Raw genomic sequence first — 15,060 nt, 5'->3', positions numbered from 1 at the left:
CGAAGGTCACCGGCGGGCAGGAGGACACGAATGAAACGATGAATGCCGGCTTCGCAGGGGACACGTGCAGGTGTCGCCTGCCTGTCCGTGGCGCGCACCTGCGCCTCAGTCGCGCACCAGGGTGACCAGCGCGCCGGTATCCAGAATCTGGAAAGTGTCGTTGTCGATACGCCGCAGCGGCCTGCCGTCGTCCAGCGCGTAAGCGGCGCTCCGTTTCGCGTTGGCTCCGCCCTCGTGGGGCGTGCCGGAATGACGGACCACATGGACCCGCTGCAGGCTGCCGGCCTGATCCTGCGCGAAGAAATATTCGCTGTTCATCTCATGCTCCTGTGTCGGGGCACCGGGGCGTCCAACCCTACCCGCGCAAGCTTCATCGCCAAGTGAAAATTCCTTCACCTTTACGTAACGCACCCAGAATTCAGCCGTGCCGCACGCGCATGACGGTATCGCCCTGCCCCACCTCGACCAATACGCCGGTCGAATGACCGGTCAGCACGTACCGGGTATGGGCGAGGGTGTTGGCGGAAGCCACCGCATCTTCCAATTGCTCGAACCAGTCACGGTTTCTGAGCTCATCGCGCACCTGCCAGCCGTTGTAGCTGGCGGTGATGGTGAACAGTACTCTCTGCATGTCTTTTCTCCCGCAACGAACATGCAAGCGCAGGCGTCGCGGCTTGCGTCGGCATGTTCGCGCGCAGTTGTTGCAGCGGCATGTCCGCCCGTTCGTCGGCTGGCAGCGGAACTTGGCCGGTGTATGTGCTATTCCCGTTTTGATTGAGTACAGGGGGGATCGTGAACATCACGATGCCACGCGAAATCCTTGAAAAGCGAAGGACACGAGTGCGCATGTGAAGGAGAGACCATGGGTCCGTTCCTCGATACGCACGCGGCTCCGCAGCAGGTAGCCCTGGACATCGAAGTAGAGCTCGAATACTGGCGGCGCTGCTACCGCAGGATGCCGTTCCATCGCCAAGGGCTTGCGTACGAAGTCTATGTGCCGGCGATCAAGTTCGCCTACGACTGTTATCTGTACCACCACCGCGACGAATTGAAATTGCTGTTCCCCGCCCTGAAGGAACGCTACCTGCGGCAATTTCCACTACCGCAGCGTATCGAATGGCGCTCGGTGGAAAGAATCGTCAAAGCGGTGTGGCAACGGATACAGTCCGGGGAGCCTTGCCTGGGAACACGCAAAGTAGCGGCTGCACTACCGCCGCTGCGCGCCATGGAAGCGCGCAAGGTCCGCAACGTGGCGCATGCCTGATCGGCGGCGCGGACGCCTTCGTCGCAAGGCTTGCTAACGCTGTCGGCACGGGCCCTAGTATCTTGGCGGGAAAGCGCGCGGCCTGCAGGTCGCGTATTCCTGTTTTCCGGCCCGGAGAATGCCATGTCCCTTTCCATGTATCGCCTGTCCATCCCCGCCTTCGTGCGCGGCTTCGGCGTGCTCTCCGCTTATTTGGACAAAGCTGACGCGCATGCGCAGGCCAACGGCCTGGAACCGGAGATACTGGTGCAGGCGCGGCTGTCGCCCGACATGTTGCCGCTGGCCGGCCAGGTGCAGCGCGCCAGCGATACTTCCAAGAATGCGATCGTGCGCCTGGCCGGCATACCCGCGCCCAGCTTTCCCGATACCGAAACCACCTTCGCCGAGTTGCGGCAGCGCATCGGCGACACGCTCGATTTCTTCGCCAGCGTGGAGCCCGCCCAACTGGAAGACAGCGCGGCGCGCGAGGTCGTCCTGAAATTCGGCAAGATGCAGGCCACGCTCACCGGCGAGGAATACCTGCTGACTTTCGTGCTGCCCAACTTCTATTTCTACCTCGCCACCGCGCACGGCATCCTGCGCCATCAGGGCGTGCAGATCGGAAAGCTGGATTATCTGGGGCCGTTCGCCTGACCGGCGGCGCGGACGGGCGGCAACGGCAGCAACGCAGACAGGCACGCGGCACGGCGACGGTTTAGCATTCTCCGTCGCCCCAAACGGAACCTTCGATGTCTTCCTGGCAAACGCTGCTCCGCGATGTCCCCGACTTTCCCAATCCCGGCATCCTGTTCAAGGACATCACTCCGGTGCTGGCCGATGCCGACGCCTTCGCCGCCGCGATCGAGGAAATGGCTGCGCCATGGCGTGGAATAAACCTGGATGCCGTCGTCGGCATCGAATCGCGTGGCTTCATTCTCGGCGCTGCGTTGGCCCGCGAGCTGGGCACCGGCTTCGTACCGGTGCGCAAACCCGGCAAACTGCCGGCGCGCACGCTGTCGCTGGACTACGCGCTGGAATACGGCAGCGACCGCCTGCAGATCCACGCCGATGCGTTGCCGCCCGGCGCGCGCGTGATAGTAGTCGACGACGTATTGGCCACCGGGGGCACGTTGAAAGCGGCGCTGGCCTTGACCCGGCAACAGGGCGCCGAAGTCGTCGGCGCGGCCGTACTGTTGGAACTCGGGTTCCTGGACGCGCGCAAGAACTGGACCGATCCGGCGCCGCTGTGGGCGACAGCGGCGTTCTAGGAATCCTCAGCTGCCGCCGAGATAGGCCGCCTTGCCCAGCGGCACGCCGGCGTGGCGCAGGATCGCGTACGCGGTGGCGACATGGAAATACAGATTGGGAGTGACGAAACTCAGCAGATAAGTGCGGCCATCGAAGCTGAGCGGCTCCTTGTCGCGGCGCGGCACCGAGATCGGGCGGGCCTCGCTCCCCACGAACTGCTCCGGGGTGAAGGTACCCAGGTATTCGATGGCGCGATCCAGGCGATCGTAAAGCTGGGCGAACGTGGTTTCGTCGTCTTCGAAACGCAAGGCTTCCACGCCCGCCAACCGCGCGGCGGCGTTCTTGGCGCCGTCGGTGGCGATCTGCACCTGGCGCAACAGCGGAAACATGTTCGGGTACAGCCGCGTCTGCAGCAGCACGCCGGCGTCATAGCCCTGCGCTTGCGCATGGGCCTCGCCCTTGGCCAGCAACTGGCGCAGATTGCGCAGCGCGCGCTGGCCGACCGGTACGGTGGCCTGGTACATGGAAAGGGTATCGCTCATGGTGCTTTCGCCTGAAGAAGTGAGAACGGCGAGTCTACGCACCGTCGCGGCGGTGGATTAGCCCGGAATTGCGGGAGAGTGCATCCCGCGCCATCGGGATTTCACGGAACCTTGCCGGCCCCTGCGCGTCCAATGCCGCATGCGTATCTGGCTCCTGTCTCTGTTGCTGCTGCCGGCCGCGTGCCTGGCGGCCACGCATACGCGCGTGCTGCAGGCGGGCGACACGCGCCTCAGAGTGGAAATAGTCGATGTGGGCGATCCTGCGCGCTTGCGGATGTTGCAGCGCTGGATAGAAGAGGCCGCCGATGCCGCCAAGACCCGATCGGGCCGTTTTCCATTGCGCAACGCTTACGTGCGCATACAGCAGACCGACAGCGACGACGACAGCCCGGTGCCCTGGGGGCAGACGCGCCGTCGCGGCGAAGCCGGCGTGCTGCTTTATGTGCGGCGCGACGCCAGCTACGAGCAACTGCGTGCGGACTGGACGGCGGTGCACGAACTGTCGCACCTGTTCCATCCCTACCTGGGCGACAACGGACGCTGGCTGGCGGAAGGGTTGGCCAGCTACTACCAGAACGTCGCGCGCGCCCGCGCCGGCATGCTGGGCGAGGAAGAGGCGTGGCGGCGCCTGGATGCCGGATTCCGCCGTGGCCAAGCCGCTTCCACCGGCGCGCGGCTGGATGCGATGGGCCGCGGGCGCGGCGGCACCATGCGCGTGTACTGGGCCGGCGCTGCGTACTGGCTGGAAGTGGATCTGGCGCTGCGCCGCGACTCCGGCACCACTCTCGATACGATCCTCGACCGTTATGCCGAGTGCTGCCTGCGCGGCACGGATTCGGTGATGCCGCAGGATTTCGCCGCGGCGCTGGATAATCTTGCGGGCGACGACACTTTCTCGGCCCTGTATCGCCGCTACGCGGCCATGCGCGGATTCCCTTCTCTGGCCGACGCCTATGCGCAACTCGGTATCAGCAGAAACGGCGATGGGCTCGCGTTTTCCGGCAACGCGAAAGCCAGGCAGCTGCGCGATGCCATCATGGCGCCGCGCCAACAATCGTCTTCTACCCGGTGGGCAGCGCCTGCATCATCACCCAGTCGTCCTTGACGTCGTCGCCGACTCTGAAAAGTGAACTCCCGACGATCTGGAAACCGTGCTTCTGGTAGAAACGGATCGCCTGCGCCGCTTCCTGCCACACGTTGAGCCAGACCGAGCGCGAACCGCGCAGACTGGCGGCGGCCAGCAGATTGGCGACCAGCTGCGCAGCCAGGCCGCGGCCATGGAAAGCCGGATCCAGATAGATGCGGCCCAGCTCCACCGTGGGCAGCAAGCTCACTTCCGGCGGCGGCGTCGAACCCCAGCGCAGTTGCGCGAAGCCGGCCCATTGCCCGTCCTGCTCCACGATCACGGTGAGCGTGTCGGGGTCGCGAATCTCGCTCGCCTGCAATTCCGGCGTGTACGCGCTGTCCAGGAAACGCGCCACGTTCTCCGGGCTGCTGCAATGGCCGTTGGCAGCCAGGAAGGTCCGGCGCATCAACGCCGACAAGGCTGCGGCATCGGCCGGGCGGGCCGGGCGGATCACGGCGCTGGTTTTCATGGGAGTTTGCATATCGGAAGCATTACCTTGATGCAAACGCAAACCTGTTGCGGGCCAGGACATGCGCGTCCCACGCGCGATCCTTCAAAGCGTGAGCGTGGGAACCGCCACCTTGGGCATCAGGCGCTGGGTGAAGTACCTGTCCTGGTAGTACTTGATCTTGTCGCACTTCACCGGATGCGGGATGCCTTCGTACAGGAACACTTCCTTGTCGAACCCCATCGCCTTGAGTTCCTGCGGCAGCATCAGCGCGCGCTTCTCTTCCGATTCGCTGAACGACACGCTGCCTTGCGCGCCGTGCGACTGCGAACGGTTGCGCTTGCGCACCGTGGTGTAGCCCAGCATGTCGGAATAGTCGTTGGCGTCCTGCTGCTCGCGCGGGGCGTAGATGATCTGCAGCGCGTGGTTGGTGATGATGGTGCGCGAGACGTCCTTGCCATAGGTGGCGTCGAGCTGCGACATGCTCTGGATGATGGGCAGCAGGCGGATGTTGTAGCCGGCCATGTAGGACACCGCCGAAGAGATGATCTCCACCTTGCCGATGGCCGTGAACTCGTCCATCAGCAGCAGGCACTGGTGCTTGAGCGCCGGATTGCTCTGCGGCAGCTCCTTGGTGTTGAGGTTGATGATCTGGTTGAAGAACAGGTTCACGATGAGCCGGCTCTCGGCCAGCTTGTTGGGCTGGATGCCGATGTAGATGGTCATCTTCTTCTTGCGCACGTCGGTGAGCAGGAAATCGTTGGCGCTGGTGGCCGCGTCCAGCACCGGGTTGATGAAGGCGTTGAGCGGTTCCTTGAAGGTGCCCAGGATGGAAGCGAAGGTCTCCTCCGCCTGCGACAGCAGGTTGGCGAAGGCGGTCCTGGCGTGGTTGCTGAGGAACGGCTGCTTGGAGAGGTTCTGCAGGTAGGCCTTCAACTCGCTGCCATCGCCGGAGGACAACCGGTAGATGCCGCCCAGGGTCGGGAAGGACAGGAATTCCTTGGGATATCCCTGCCGGTGCTGCTCGTCGAAATTCTCGAACAGGTACAGGGCGAAGGCGGTGAACGCATTGCGCGCCTGGCTGACCCAGAATTTCTGGTCGTCCGCGCCATCGGGATACAGCATGGCCGCGATGCTCTGCAGATCGGAAATGCGGAAGGCCGGATCCTGCGACACGTAGCTCAGCGGGTTCCAGCGGTGCGTGCGGCGATCTTCGGCGAAGGGATTGAACAGATAGATTTCCTGGCCCTGGCTGGCGCGCCAGCCGCTGGTCAGGTCGAAGTTCTCCTGCTTGATGTCCAGCACCACCATCGATTCCTGGTAATCCAGCAGGTTGGGGATGACGATGCCCACGCCCTTGCCCGAGCGCGTGGGCGCGGCCAGGATCACGAACTGCTGCCCGCTCAGGCGCACCAGCTTGCCGTTGAACTTGCCGACCACGATGCCGTTGTCGGACTGCTTGAACAGGCCATGCTTGGCCAGATCGCCCGCACCGGCGAAGCGCGCATCGCCGTGCATCGATTGCTTGGACGGACGGAACATCAGCACCAGCAGCGCCAGCCACACCAGCAGGGGAATACCGAAACCCAGATAGCCGGCCACCTTGATCTTGCCGACGTAACGCCGCACCTGGGGCAGGTCCAACGCGTTCCAGTATTCGAGGTAGGTGTTCCACTTCAACAGGCCCGTATCGAGCTTGAGCAGCAGCAGCGCCAGGTAGCCGGACAGGTACAGCCCCGCCAGCAACATTGCCAGCAAAACGATCGATGCGAAGACGAGCTTTTTCGGGTTCACCTGCAACTCCTTGCCGTATCCATTCTTCCTTGAGGCTCGTCGCTTCAGCGCCGAGGCTTTGCCGTCTTGACCGCTCTTGCCGGCGCGGGCGGATCGCCGCGTTGCGCGTTTTCTTCTTCGATCAGCCTGTCCGCCCAATTACGCGCGCCTTCCAGGCTGGGGTCGTGCCGCAGTCTCTCGCCCGTTGGCGAGAGCACGGCGTAGCCAGTCACCTCCGCCGGATCGAACTGCGCTTCATCGCTGAGGGCCACGATCAGATAGCGCCCCCTGACGAGCATCGTATGGCTGTATTCCGTCATGACCCGGCCTCCTGGCTTGTGCGCCGATCATAGTACGTACCGCCTGCCAAATTGAAGTCCTTGTTAGCGGAGGAAACTGCGCGGAACCATCAGGCCGCCGATCGCAGCGGCGATCGGGTCGCCGCGATCGCCTGCTCCACCAGCGTCCAGTCCGCGCCGGGGCGGTGCGCTCCCTCGCTCAGCACTTGGCGGAAGGCGCGGCCGCCCGGCTGTCCATGGAACAGGCCCAGCACATGCCGTGCGATGTGCTTCAGCGCCATACCCTGGGCCAGTTGGCTCTCCACATAAGGCCGCAATGCGCGCAGCAGTTGCGCGCGCGGCAGGATTTCCCCGCCGGACAACGCCGCATCCAACCGATGCAGCAGATAAGGGTCGTGATAAGCCGCGCGGCCCAGCATCACGCCGTCGGTATGCTGCAGGTGCGCCAGCGAATCCTCGAGGGTGGCGATGCCGCCATTGACCGCGATGGTCAGTTGCGGGCGTTCGCGCTTGATCCGGTAGGCCCAGTCGTAGCGCAGCGGCGGCACTTCGCGGTTTTCCTTGGGCGAAAGGCCTTTCAGCCAGGCGTTGCGCGCATGCACGAAGAAGACGCGGCAGCCGGCGGCGGCGACGGTGTCGATGAAGGCCGCGAAACGGTCGTAGTCGTTTTCCTCATCCACGCCCAGGCGGCACTTCACGGTGACCGGAATATCCACCGCAGCGATCATCGCCGCGACGCTGTCCGCCACCAGCGCCGGCTCCTTCATCAGGCAGGCGCCGAAACGGCCGGCCTGCACGCGGTCGGAAGGACAACCTACGTTGAGGTTGATCTCATCGAATCCGTGCTCCTGCCCTACCCGCGCGGCGCCCGCCAGCAATGCGGGGTCGCTGCCGCCCAGTTGCAGGGCCACCGGATTCTCGACCGGATCGCGCGCCAGCAAGCGCGCGCGATCGCCCTGCAGCACCGCATTGGCATGCACCATCTCCGTGTACAGACGCGCGCGCGGCGCCAGCAACCGGTGGAATACGCGGCAATGGCTGTCGGTCCAGTCCATCATTGGAGCTACCGACAAAACATTTTCTTTATAATTCAATTATTTAACCTGTAAAAAGCATGAGCAGACCATGTGCCCGTGCGTATGCATCCAACTCGCCTGATTTCGCCCTGCCGCGACTTCTGGCGCGTATGGACCAGGCGCAGGCAATCCTATGCCAGCAAGACCTTTCTAAGCCATGAAGACGCCCGCAAATGGACCATCGTGACCGAAATGCAGGGTCGAACCGGGGAGGCGCACGTGCGCCCGTGGCCTGTGTCCCACCCTGTTCGCTCACCTGGTCGAGCTGCACGACGTGGGCAAAGCACCATGGCGTTCCCGGCAGTTTACCTTCAGTGCCCTGAAGGTACAGTCGGGCAAGCTCGCTCAAGGACTTCATCCGCGCCGGCCGCCCCCGGCGCGGATTTCGGCCATCCCAAGCTCGCGCATGCCGCAGCCATGCACGGCGTCGATATGAAGACCCGTGGATCTGGCGCGCGCCGCGCTCAAACGCTCGGGTCCGATCGGCAAGTCCCGACAGCATGATCGACGGCCCGTCATCATCGAACTCGAGCGTCTGTCCGACTCCGGCATCTGGGAGCCGGGGGAACATTCACTTCTGCCGTTCGAAGTAACGTATCGCTTCGGCCTCTGTCGTCTCGTACTTCGGTGACAGATGCGGCAGGAGCAGGCGCAGCCAGGCGCGGCCGGCGGTCTGCGTTTCCCGCGGGCAGGCCTTGGCGCGCGCCGGAGTCAGGTCGCCGGCCCCGACGATACCGTCGTACTCGGTGGGGTCGGTGCCGTAGATCAAGCATTGCAGATTGAAGTAGCGCTGCTCGCCGAGCGCGTGTTCGTCGGCGTAGGCATCCAGGTCGTACGCGCCGGTGCTGCGTGCGAGCATCCAGTTGGCCGCCATGCGAAGGTTTTCTATGACCTGTGCAGGCTTCTCGTCGAGGCTGGCGAAATGGAGCATCAGCATCGCCGCGAGTTGATCGACCGCATCCTCCTGTCGGCCCGTGACTGGCAGATCGAGCAGGTCGACCAGCGCGTGGCCGGTCTCGTGCAGCACGATGAAACGTACATTGGCGCGGGTGTAGCGCAGAGGATAATCCTGCTCGAGACGGTCCGCCTGCTGCTGCTCCTGGCCGCGCTCGTACAATGTGCGCAAGGTCTCGTAGCAAAGCACGATTTCGGCGGCCTCAGGCACGTAGAAGGCACCGAACTCTCCGCACTCCGCTGTGACGTAGCGCAACCGACGAGGCAGCCGGAACATCCCGTCGATCGCCTGGACCTCCGGCAAGTGGTGCAGCAAATCGGCCTCGCGCACACGTGCGTAGATCCGCTGCAGGTCGGGCGATTCCGGCGCCATATATTCGTACTCGAACGCCAGGCCGGCGGGCTTTCCCTCCTTGCCGGGCGCGACCGTCCTGGTGCGCGCACGCTGCTGCGACAGCATGTGCGGAACGCTTCCCCGTCCGGCGATTTGCGGCGCCCCGACGGCTATCGTCTTATTCCCGCTCGCGCAGCCTCCACCCGCTACCGCCGCCAGCCCCATCAACAACCAGACGATCGAAGTTCCGAATGACATCTGCGTATTCCTGGCACCTTTTCCCCGACAAAGACGCGATGCGGCGCGTTCCTGTTCGACTCGCCAACGGATTCCGTTCAACGATGCGACAAGGCCGAACACCAGACCGTCACCACGGTTCGTGGATATCACGACGCCCATGATGGGTCCCGTTCGCCTTTCGCGATCAATATTGATCCAGATCATGTCATGCCGGCAATCGCTCGAAGATACTTTTCGACGATGACGACATCTTCCGAAGGAACTCCGTGGATATGGCTCCGATCGCTGCTGCGGCTTCGCTGGATCCCCATATCCACGCCTTGCAGGCACGGCCAAGTTCGCCGCTCCTCTGGAGCCTTCGCTGCCGGCGTTCAACGAACTCGCCGCGCACCCGGCAAGACCGTCCGGCAAACGCATGGATCTGGCCCGACCGGCAGACCCGGGCCGAACGGCCTGGCCGGTATCCGTACGCATGTCTGAGGCCCGGGCGCGTACATACCCGCACCGGGCCGTCCGCCACCGGCCGCCGCTTCGCAGCCCAGGAGCGACAACCATGTCCGTTCAACCCGATGCACCAATCGTTGCCGCCGCACTGGTCGGACGAGGCGAAGCATGATCCGTCGGCGAATCTACGGTCAGGTCGCCGGGCCGACGTCCGCTTCTCCCTTTCCGGCTGAATCCAACGGTCACGATGAATAGAAAATACCGCACTTGGATCCTGCGCATCATCGCTGTTGCCGTGGTCGCCGCAGCTGCCGTGATGGCTTGGCGCGCAATGCAGCCGCAGGGACCCGGGCCCGGTTTCGTCAGCGGAAACGGCCGGATCGAGGCGACCGAGATCGATGTCGCTGCCAAGACCGGCGGACGTCTGCGCGAGGTGATGGTCGACGAGGGCGAATTCGTGGTCGCCGGCCAGATATTGGCGCGCATGGACACGCAGACCCTGCAGGCGCAACGCGACGAAGCGGTGGCGCAGCGGGCCCAGGCGCGTACTGCGGTCGCTACCGCGCGCTTCCAGGTCGCGCAGCAGCAAAGCCAGCACGAAGCGGCGGTGGCGACGGTAGCGCAATACCAGGCCGCACTCGACGCTGCCCGCCAGCGCCTGCAGCGCACTCGCTTGCTGGCTGCGCAGAAGTTGGTGTCGCAGCAGGCGATGGACGATGCGCTGACCGAGCAGGCCAGCGCCATCGCCGCGCTGGCGACGGCGCGCGCGCAGACCGCGGCTGCGAGCGCGGCGATAGAAACCGCCGGCTCGCAGGTGATAGGCGCCGAATCGGCAACCGACGCCGCCACCGCCGCGATCGCGCGTATCGACGCCGAGATCGACGACGCCACCCTGCGCTCGCCGCGCGATGGCCGCGTGCAATACCGCATCGCCCAGCCAGACGAGGTGCTCGGCAGTGGCGGCAAGGTGCTGAATCTGGTGGATCTGTCCGATGTCTACATGACCTTCTTCCTACCGGAAACCGTCGCCGGCAAGGTGGCGTTGGGCAGCGAAGTGCGGATCCTGCTGGATGCGGCGCCCGACTACGTGATCCCGGCGACCGTATCGTTCGTCGCCAGCACCGCGCAATTCACACCGAAGACGGTGGAGACGGCCAGCGAGCGGCAGAAGCTGATGTTCCGGGTCAAGGCGAAGATCGGCCGCGAGCTGCTGAAGAAACACATTGCCTACGTCAAGACCGGTGTGCCTGGCGTCGCCTGGTTGAAACTCGACGAAGACGCGCAATGGCCGGCGGAACTGGCGGTGAGACTGCCGGAATGAGCGGCGCCACGCCCGCACCCGTCGCGCGTCTTGCGGGCGTCGGTCTGCGTTACGGCAAGACGGCAGCGCTGTGCGGAATCAACCTGGAGATTCCCGGAGGGTGCATGGCCGGGTTGATCGGCCCCGACGGGGTGGGCAAATCCAGCTTGCTGGCGCTGGTCGCAGGCGCGCGTCGGATCCGCGAGGGCCACGTACACGTACTCGGCGGCGACATGGCCAGCCGCCGTCACCGTGACCGGGTCTGCCCGCGCATCGCCTACATGCCGCAGGGTTTGGGCAGAAACCTGTATCCGACTCTGTCGGTGGAAGAGAACCTGCAGTTTTTCGGCCGCCTGTTCGGCCATGCCGCCAGCGAACGCCGCCGCCGCATCGACGAGCTGACCCGCAGCACCGGCCTGTATCCGTTCCTGCAGCGTCCGGTCGGCAAGTTGTCCGGGGGCATGAAGCAGAAGCTGGGCTTGTGTTGCGCGCTGATCCACGACCCGGATCTGCTGATCCTGGATGAGCCGACCACCGGTGTCGACCCGCTCGCTCGCGCGCAATTCTGGGAGCTTATCGCACGCATCCGCCGCGCACGTCCGGCCACGTCGGTGATCGTCGCCACCGCCTACATGGATGAGGCGCAGCGTTTCGACTGGCTGGTGGCGATGGACGCGGGCCGGGTACTCGCCAGCGGTTCTCCGGCGCAGTTGCTGGCGCAGACCGGCTGCCAATCGCTGGAGGCTGCGTTCGTCGCGCTGTTGCCGGAGGAAAAGCGCCGCGGCCACCACGCGATCGCCATTCCACCGTTGCAGGATGGCGACGAGAGCGTGGCGATCGAAGCCAAGGGCCTGACCATGCGCTTCGGCGATTTCGTCGCCGTGCAAGACGTGGACCTGCGGATCCGGCGCGGCGAGATCTTCGGCTTCCTCGGTTCCAACGGTTGCGGCAAGACCACCACCATGAAGATGCTGACCGGCCTGCTGCCGGCCAGCGCCGGCCAGGCATGGCTGTTCGGCCAGCAGATCGACCCGAGGGACATCGCCACGCGCCGCCGTGTCGGCTACATGTCGCAGGCGTTCTCGCTCTACACCGAATTGACCGTGCATCAGAACCTGGTGCTGCACGCGCGCTTGTTCCAGGTGCCGGAAGCGGCCATTCCCGCGCGGGTTGGCGAGATGACGCAGCGCTTCGGCCTGGAGTCGGTATTGGATGCGCTGCCGGACAGTCTGCCGCTGGGCATGCGCCAGCGATTGTCGCTGGCGGTGGCGATGGTGCACAAACCGGAGCTGCTGATCCTGGACGAGCCGACCTCCGGCGTGGACCCGGTCGCGCGCGACGGCTTCTGGCGGTTGATGATCGAACTGGCGCGCAACGATCGGGTGACCATCTTCGTCTCCACCCATTTCATGAACGAGGCCGAGCGCTGCGACCGCATCTCGCTGATGCATGCCGGCTGCGTGCTGGCCAGCGGCACCCCGGCCGAACTGACTCGCCGGCGCGGCGCGGCAACCCTCGAACAGGCCTTCATCGGCTATCTGGAGGATTCCGGCGCGCGCGGCGAAGAATCGGCCACGAACATCTGGGCAGAAACCGCCGCCGGCGCGGTGCGGCGGCGCTTCGATCCGCGCCGCGCCGGCAGCTATGCGCTGCGCGAAACCCTGGAACTGCGTCGCGACCCTGTGCGTGCGACGTTGGCGCTGGCCGGCAGCCTGATCCTGATGTTCATCATGGCCTACGGCATCAGCATGGACGTGGAGGACCTGAACTTCGCCGTGCTCGATCGCGACCAGACCATGCTCAGCCGCAACTATGCGTTGAACCTGTCCGGCTCGCGCTATTTCATCGAACGTCCGCCGCTGGCCGACTATGCAGAGCTGGACCGGCGCATGCGCAAGGGCGAACTGGCGCTGGCGCTGGAGATCCCGCCCGGCTTCGCGCGCGATTTGCAACGCGGCAACGAAGTACAGGTCGGTGCCTGGATCGACGGCGCGATGCCGAGCCGCGCCGAAACCGTGCAGGGTTACGTACAGGGCATGCATCGGGCCTGGCTGATCGATGTCGCCCGGCACCGGCTCGGGCAGGAGGCGGCCGTCGGCGCCGCCGCGGTCGAGACCCGCTTCCGCTACAACCCTGATGTCAGAAGCCTGCCGTCGATGGTGCCGGCGGTGATCCCGATGCTGCTGATGATGATTCCAGCGATGCTGGCCGCACTATCGGTGGTGCGCGAAAAAGAGCTGGGCTCTATCGTCAATCTCTACGCCACCCCGGTCACCCGCAGCGAATTCCTGCTCGGCAAACAGATGCCCTACATCGCGCTGGCGATGCTCAATTTCCTGCTGATGACGCTGTTGGCGGTGACGGTGTTCGGCGTGCCGATCACCGGCAGCTTCGCCACGCTGGCGGCGGCCGCGCTGGCGTATACGGTCTGCGCCACCGGTTTGGGCCTGCTGGCGTCGAGCTTCACCCGCAGCCAGGTCGCAGCGATCTTCGTGACCATGATCGGCACCCTGATTCCGGTGGTCCAGTACTCCGGCATGATCGATCCGGTGTCCTCGCTCGAGGGCGTCGGTGCGCTGATCGGCCGGGTGTATCCGGCCACGCACTTCATGACCATCAGCCGCGGGGTATTCAACAAGGCGTTGGAGTTCGGCGATCTGGCCTCCTCGTTCTGGCCGCTGCTGTTGACCGCACCGGCGATACTGGCGCTGGCGATAGCGCTGCTGAAGAAGCAGGGCGACTGAGCATGCTGCGTCGCGCCGCCAACATCTACCGCCTCGGCATCAAGGAACTGTGGGGGCTGTGGCGCGAACCGATGCTGGGGGCGCTGGTGGTGTTCCTGTTCACCGCCTCGGTCTACAGCGCGGCCACGGCGGTACCGGAGACGCTGAACAAGGCGCCGATCGCGATCGTAGACGAGGACGGCTCGCCATTGTCGGCGCGCATCGCATCCGGCTTCTATCCGCCGCACTTCGTCGCGCCGGCGATGGTCTCGCTGGCCGAAGTCGACGCCGGGTTGGATGCCGGCGATTTCACCTTCGTGCTGGATATCCCCCCGAATTTCCAGCGCGACGTGCTGGCCGGCCGCACACCGACGGCCCAGCTCAACGTCGACGCCACCCGCATGAGCCAGGCGTTCACCGGCAGCGGCTACGTCCAGCAGATCGTGCTGGGCGAGGTCGACGAGTTCGTGCGGCACTATCGCGGCACCGACAGCGCGCAAGTGGATCTGGTTCTGCGCGCGCGCTTCAATCCCACGCTGGACCCCAGTTGGTTCGGCGCATTGGTGGAGATCATCGACAATGTCACCATGCTGTCGATCCTGTTGGCCGGTGCGGCGCTGATCCGCGAACGCGAGCACGGCACCATCGAGCACTTGCTGGTGATGCCGGTCGCCCCGGTCGAGATCATGCTGGCCAAGGCCTGGTCGATGGGTCTGGTGGTGTTGCTGGCCGCAGCCTTGTCGCTGGCCTTCATCGTCCAGGGCGCGTTGGAGGTCGTGATAGACGGCTCGGTCGCGCTGTTTCTGGCCTGTGCCGCGCTGCACCTGTTCGCCACCACGTCCATGGGCATCTTCATGGCCACGCTGGCGCGCTCGATGCCGCAGTTCGCGCTGCTGTTGATACTGACGATGCTGCCGCTGCAGATGCTTTCGGGCGGATCGACCCCGCGCGAGAGCATGCCTGAGCTGGTCCAGAATCTGATGCTGGCCGCACCTACCACCCATTTCGTTTCCGCCTCGCAGGCCATTCTCTATCGTGGCGCCGGCATGGAAGTGGTATGGCCGCAATTCCTGGCCATCGCCGCTATCGGCGCCGTCTTCTTCGTCGTCGCACTGACCCGCTTCCGCAGAACCATCGGACAGATGGCATGAAGCGAGTCCACGAATGACCATGCCGAACCGAAACCGCAAGAGTGTCTTGTTGAACGATGCGATGCCTTCGCTCGAACCGGGCGAAGCCGCGAAGCAGTCGCGGTTGCGCGCGGTACGGCCGTCGCAAGAGCGCCGAGGGGGATGGTCCGCATCAGGCGG

The 15,060-nt window shown here is 64.8% G+C and carries 15 protein-coding genes; 7 read left to right on the top strand and 8 right to left on the bottom strand.

Translation table 11 applies throughout. The features are described from left to right. Positions 1 to 105: 105 nt before the first annotated feature. Positions 106 to 318, bottom strand: a complete 213-nt coding sequence (locus CSC73_RS08710; protein ID WP_163840054.1) for a hypothetical protein — start codon at positions 316 to 318, stop codon at positions 106 to 108. Positions 319 to 418: 100 nt separating this feature from the next. Further along, positions 419 to 631, bottom strand: a complete 213-nt coding sequence (locus tag CSC73_RS08705) for a hypothetical protein (RefSeq protein WP_163840053.1) — start codon at positions 629 to 631, stop codon at positions 419 to 421. Between the two features lie 231 nt (positions 632 to 862). Here CSC73_RS08705 and CSC73_RS08700 point away from each other — a divergent pair, with 231 nt between their 5' ends. From CSC73_RS08700 to CSC73_RS08690, 3 genes are all read left to right on the top strand, one after another. Next, positions 863 to 1,264, top strand: a complete 402-nt coding sequence (locus tag CSC73_RS08700) for a hypothetical protein (RefSeq protein WP_163840052.1) — start codon at positions 863 to 865, stop codon at positions 1,262 to 1,264. A 123-nt stretch (positions 1,265 to 1,387) separates the two neighbouring features. After that, entirely contained in the window at positions 1,388 to 1,897 is a 510-nt protein-coding gene (locus CSC73_RS08695) for a DUF1993 domain-containing protein (RefSeq protein WP_163840051.1), read from the top strand. Positions 1,898 to 1,992: 95 nt separating this feature from the next. After that, the gene (locus tag CSC73_RS08690; RefSeq protein WP_163840050.1) at positions 1,993 to 2,511 is read left to right on the top strand and encodes an adenine phosphoribosyltransferase; all 519 of its coding nucleotides are present in this window, start codon (positions 1,993 to 1,995) and stop codon (positions 2,509 to 2,511) included. 6 nt (positions 2,512 to 2,517) lie between these two features. Here the strand turns inward: CSC73_RS08690 and CSC73_RS08685 are convergent, their stop codons facing one another. Continuing rightward, the gene (locus CSC73_RS08685) at positions 2,518 to 3,033 is read right to left on the bottom strand and encodes a DUF1993 domain-containing protein (protein WP_163840049.1); all 516 of its coding nucleotides are present in this window, start codon (positions 3,031 to 3,033) and stop codon (positions 2,518 to 2,520) included. 139 nt (positions 3,034 to 3,172) lie between these two features. Here CSC73_RS08685 and CSC73_RS08680 point away from each other — a divergent pair, with 139 nt between their 5' ends. Next, positions 3,173 to 4,138, top strand: coding sequence for a M61 metallopeptidase family protein (locus CSC73_RS08680; RefSeq protein WP_163840048.1), 966 nt, complete (start codon positions 3,173 to 3,175; stop codon positions 4,136 to 4,138). Here the strand turns inward: CSC73_RS08680 and CSC73_RS08675 are convergent. The 5 genes from CSC73_RS08675 to CSC73_RS08655 all read right to left on the bottom strand — a co-directional run bounded on the left by CSC73_RS08675 (position 4,095) and on the right by CSC73_RS08655 (position 9,487). Continuing rightward, positions 4,095 to 4,628, bottom strand: coding sequence for a GNAT family N-acetyltransferase (locus CSC73_RS08675; RefSeq protein WP_163840047.1), 534 nt, complete (start codon positions 4,626 to 4,628; stop codon positions 4,095 to 4,097). The two genes, CSC73_RS08680 and CSC73_RS08675, sit on opposite strands and share 44 nt — an antisense overlap. Positions 4,629 to 4,712: 84 nt before the next feature. Next, positions 4,713 to 6,356, bottom strand: a complete 1,644-nt coding sequence (locus CSC73_RS08670) for a type IV secretory system conjugative DNA transfer family protein (protein WP_163840149.1) — start codon at positions 6,354 to 6,356, stop codon at positions 4,713 to 4,715. An 89-nt stretch (positions 6,357 to 6,445) separates the two neighbouring features. Then, positions 6,446 to 6,700 (bottom strand): hypothetical protein, encoded by a 255-nt coding sequence (locus CSC73_RS08665; RefSeq protein ID WP_163840046.1) that lies wholly within the window; start codon positions 6,698 to 6,700, stop codon positions 6,446 to 6,448. Between the two features lie 89 nt (positions 6,701 to 6,789). Continuing rightward, positions 6,790 to 7,773 (bottom strand): tRNA dihydrouridine(20/20a) synthase DusA, encoded by a 984-nt coding sequence (gene dusA / locus CSC73_RS08660; protein ID WP_281352889.1) that lies wholly within the window; start codon positions 7,771 to 7,773, stop codon positions 6,790 to 6,792. Between the two features lie 553 nt (positions 7,774 to 8,326). Further along, the gene (locus CSC73_RS08655; RefSeq protein ID WP_246197446.1) at positions 8,327 to 9,487 is read right to left on the bottom strand and encodes a DUF4344 domain-containing metallopeptidase; all 1,161 of its coding nucleotides are present in this window, start codon (positions 9,485 to 9,487) and stop codon (positions 8,327 to 8,329) included. 487 nt (positions 9,488 to 9,974) lie between these two features. Between CSC73_RS08655 and CSC73_RS08650 the strand changes: the two genes are divergently transcribed. Genes CSC73_RS08650 through CSC73_RS08640 form a run of 3 tightly spaced genes read left to right on the top strand, consistent with a single transcriptional unit; the run spans position 9,975 to position 14,901 of the window. Next, positions 9,975 to 11,048: an HlyD family secretion protein gene (locus tag CSC73_RS08650; RefSeq protein ID WP_163840044.1), complete on the top strand. Its 1,074-nt coding sequence runs from the start codon at positions 9,975 to 9,977 to the stop codon at positions 11,046 to 11,048. Next, positions 11,045 to 13,771, top strand: a complete 2,727-nt coding sequence (gene rbbA, locus CSC73_RS08645) for a ribosome-associated ATPase/putative transporter RbbA (protein ID WP_163840043.1) — start codon at positions 11,045 to 11,047, stop codon at positions 13,769 to 13,771. Before CSC73_RS08650 ends, rbbA begins: the two co-directional genes overlap by 4 nt. A 2-nt stretch (positions 13,772 to 13,773) precedes the next feature. Further along, positions 13,774 to 14,901: an ABC transporter permease gene (locus tag CSC73_RS08640; RefSeq protein ID WP_163840042.1), complete on the top strand. Its 1,128-nt coding sequence runs from the start codon at positions 13,774 to 13,776 to the stop codon at positions 14,899 to 14,901. Positions 14,902 to 15,060 lie beyond the last annotated feature (159 nt).

Source organism: Pseudoxanthomonas sacheonensis, from assembly GCF_010093305.1.
Lineage (GTDB): Bacteria > Pseudomonadota > Gammaproteobacteria > Xanthomonadales > Xanthomonadaceae > Pseudoxanthomonas_A > Pseudoxanthomonas_A sacheonensis.
The sequence above is the reverse complement of the archived record's forward strand: the minus strand, read 5'-3'. Positions and strand labels throughout refer to the sequence as shown.

What these genes read in the sequence shown, in the direction of transcription:
- CSC73_RS08685 (WP_163840049.1), bottom strand. Translation starts at nt 3,033, where the DNA reads ATGAGCGATACCCTTTCCATGTACCAGGCCACCGTACCGGTCGGCCAG.
- CSC73_RS08655 (WP_246197446.1), bottom strand. Translation starts at nt 9,487, where the DNA reads ATGATCTGGATCAATATTGATCGCGAAAGGCGAACGGGACCCATCATG.
- CSC73_RS08700 (WP_163840052.1), top strand. Translation starts at nt 863, where the DNA reads ATGGGTCCGTTCCTCGATACGCACGCGGCTCCGCAGCAGGTAGCCCTG.
- CSC73_RS08665 (WP_163840046.1), bottom strand. Translation starts at nt 6,700, where the DNA reads ATGACGGAATACAGCCATACGATGCTCGTCAGGGGGCGCTATCTGATC.
- CSC73_RS08670 (WP_163840149.1), bottom strand. Translation starts at nt 6,356, where the DNA reads ATGTTGCTGGCGGGGCTGTACCTGTCCGGCTACCTGGCGCTGCTGCTG.
- rbbA (WP_163840043.1), top strand. Translation starts at nt 11,045, where the DNA reads ATGAGCGGCGCCACGCCCGCACCCGTCGCGCGTCTTGCGGGCGTCGGT.
- CSC73_RS08710 (WP_163840054.1), bottom strand. Translation starts at nt 318, where the DNA reads ATGAACAGCGAATATTTCTTCGCGCAGGATCAGGCCGGCAGCCTGCAG.
- CSC73_RS08705 (WP_163840053.1), bottom strand. Translation starts at nt 631, where the DNA reads ATGCAGAGAGTACTGTTCACCATCACCGCCAGCTACAACGGCTGGCAG.
- CSC73_RS08650 (WP_163840044.1), top strand. Translation starts at nt 9,975, where the DNA reads ATGAATAGAAAATACCGCACTTGGATCCTGCGCATCATCGCTGTTGCC.
- CSC73_RS08680 (WP_163840048.1), top strand. Translation starts at nt 3,173, where the DNA reads ATGCGTATCTGGCTCCTGTCTCTGTTGCTGCTGCCGGCCGCGTGCCTG.
- CSC73_RS08690 (WP_163840050.1), top strand. Translation starts at nt 1,993, where the DNA reads ATGTCTTCCTGGCAAACGCTGCTCCGCGATGTCCCCGACTTTCCCAAT.
- CSC73_RS08675 (WP_163840047.1), bottom strand. Translation starts at nt 4,628, where the DNA reads ATGAAAACCAGCGCCGTGATCCGCCCGGCCCGCCCGGCCGATGCCGCA.
- CSC73_RS08695 (WP_163840051.1), top strand. Translation starts at nt 1,388, where the DNA reads ATGTCCCTTTCCATGTATCGCCTGTCCATCCCCGCCTTCGTGCGCGGC.
- CSC73_RS08640 (WP_163840042.1), top strand. Translation starts at nt 13,774, where the DNA reads ATGCTGCGTCGCGCCGCCAACATCTACCGCCTCGGCATCAAGGAACTG.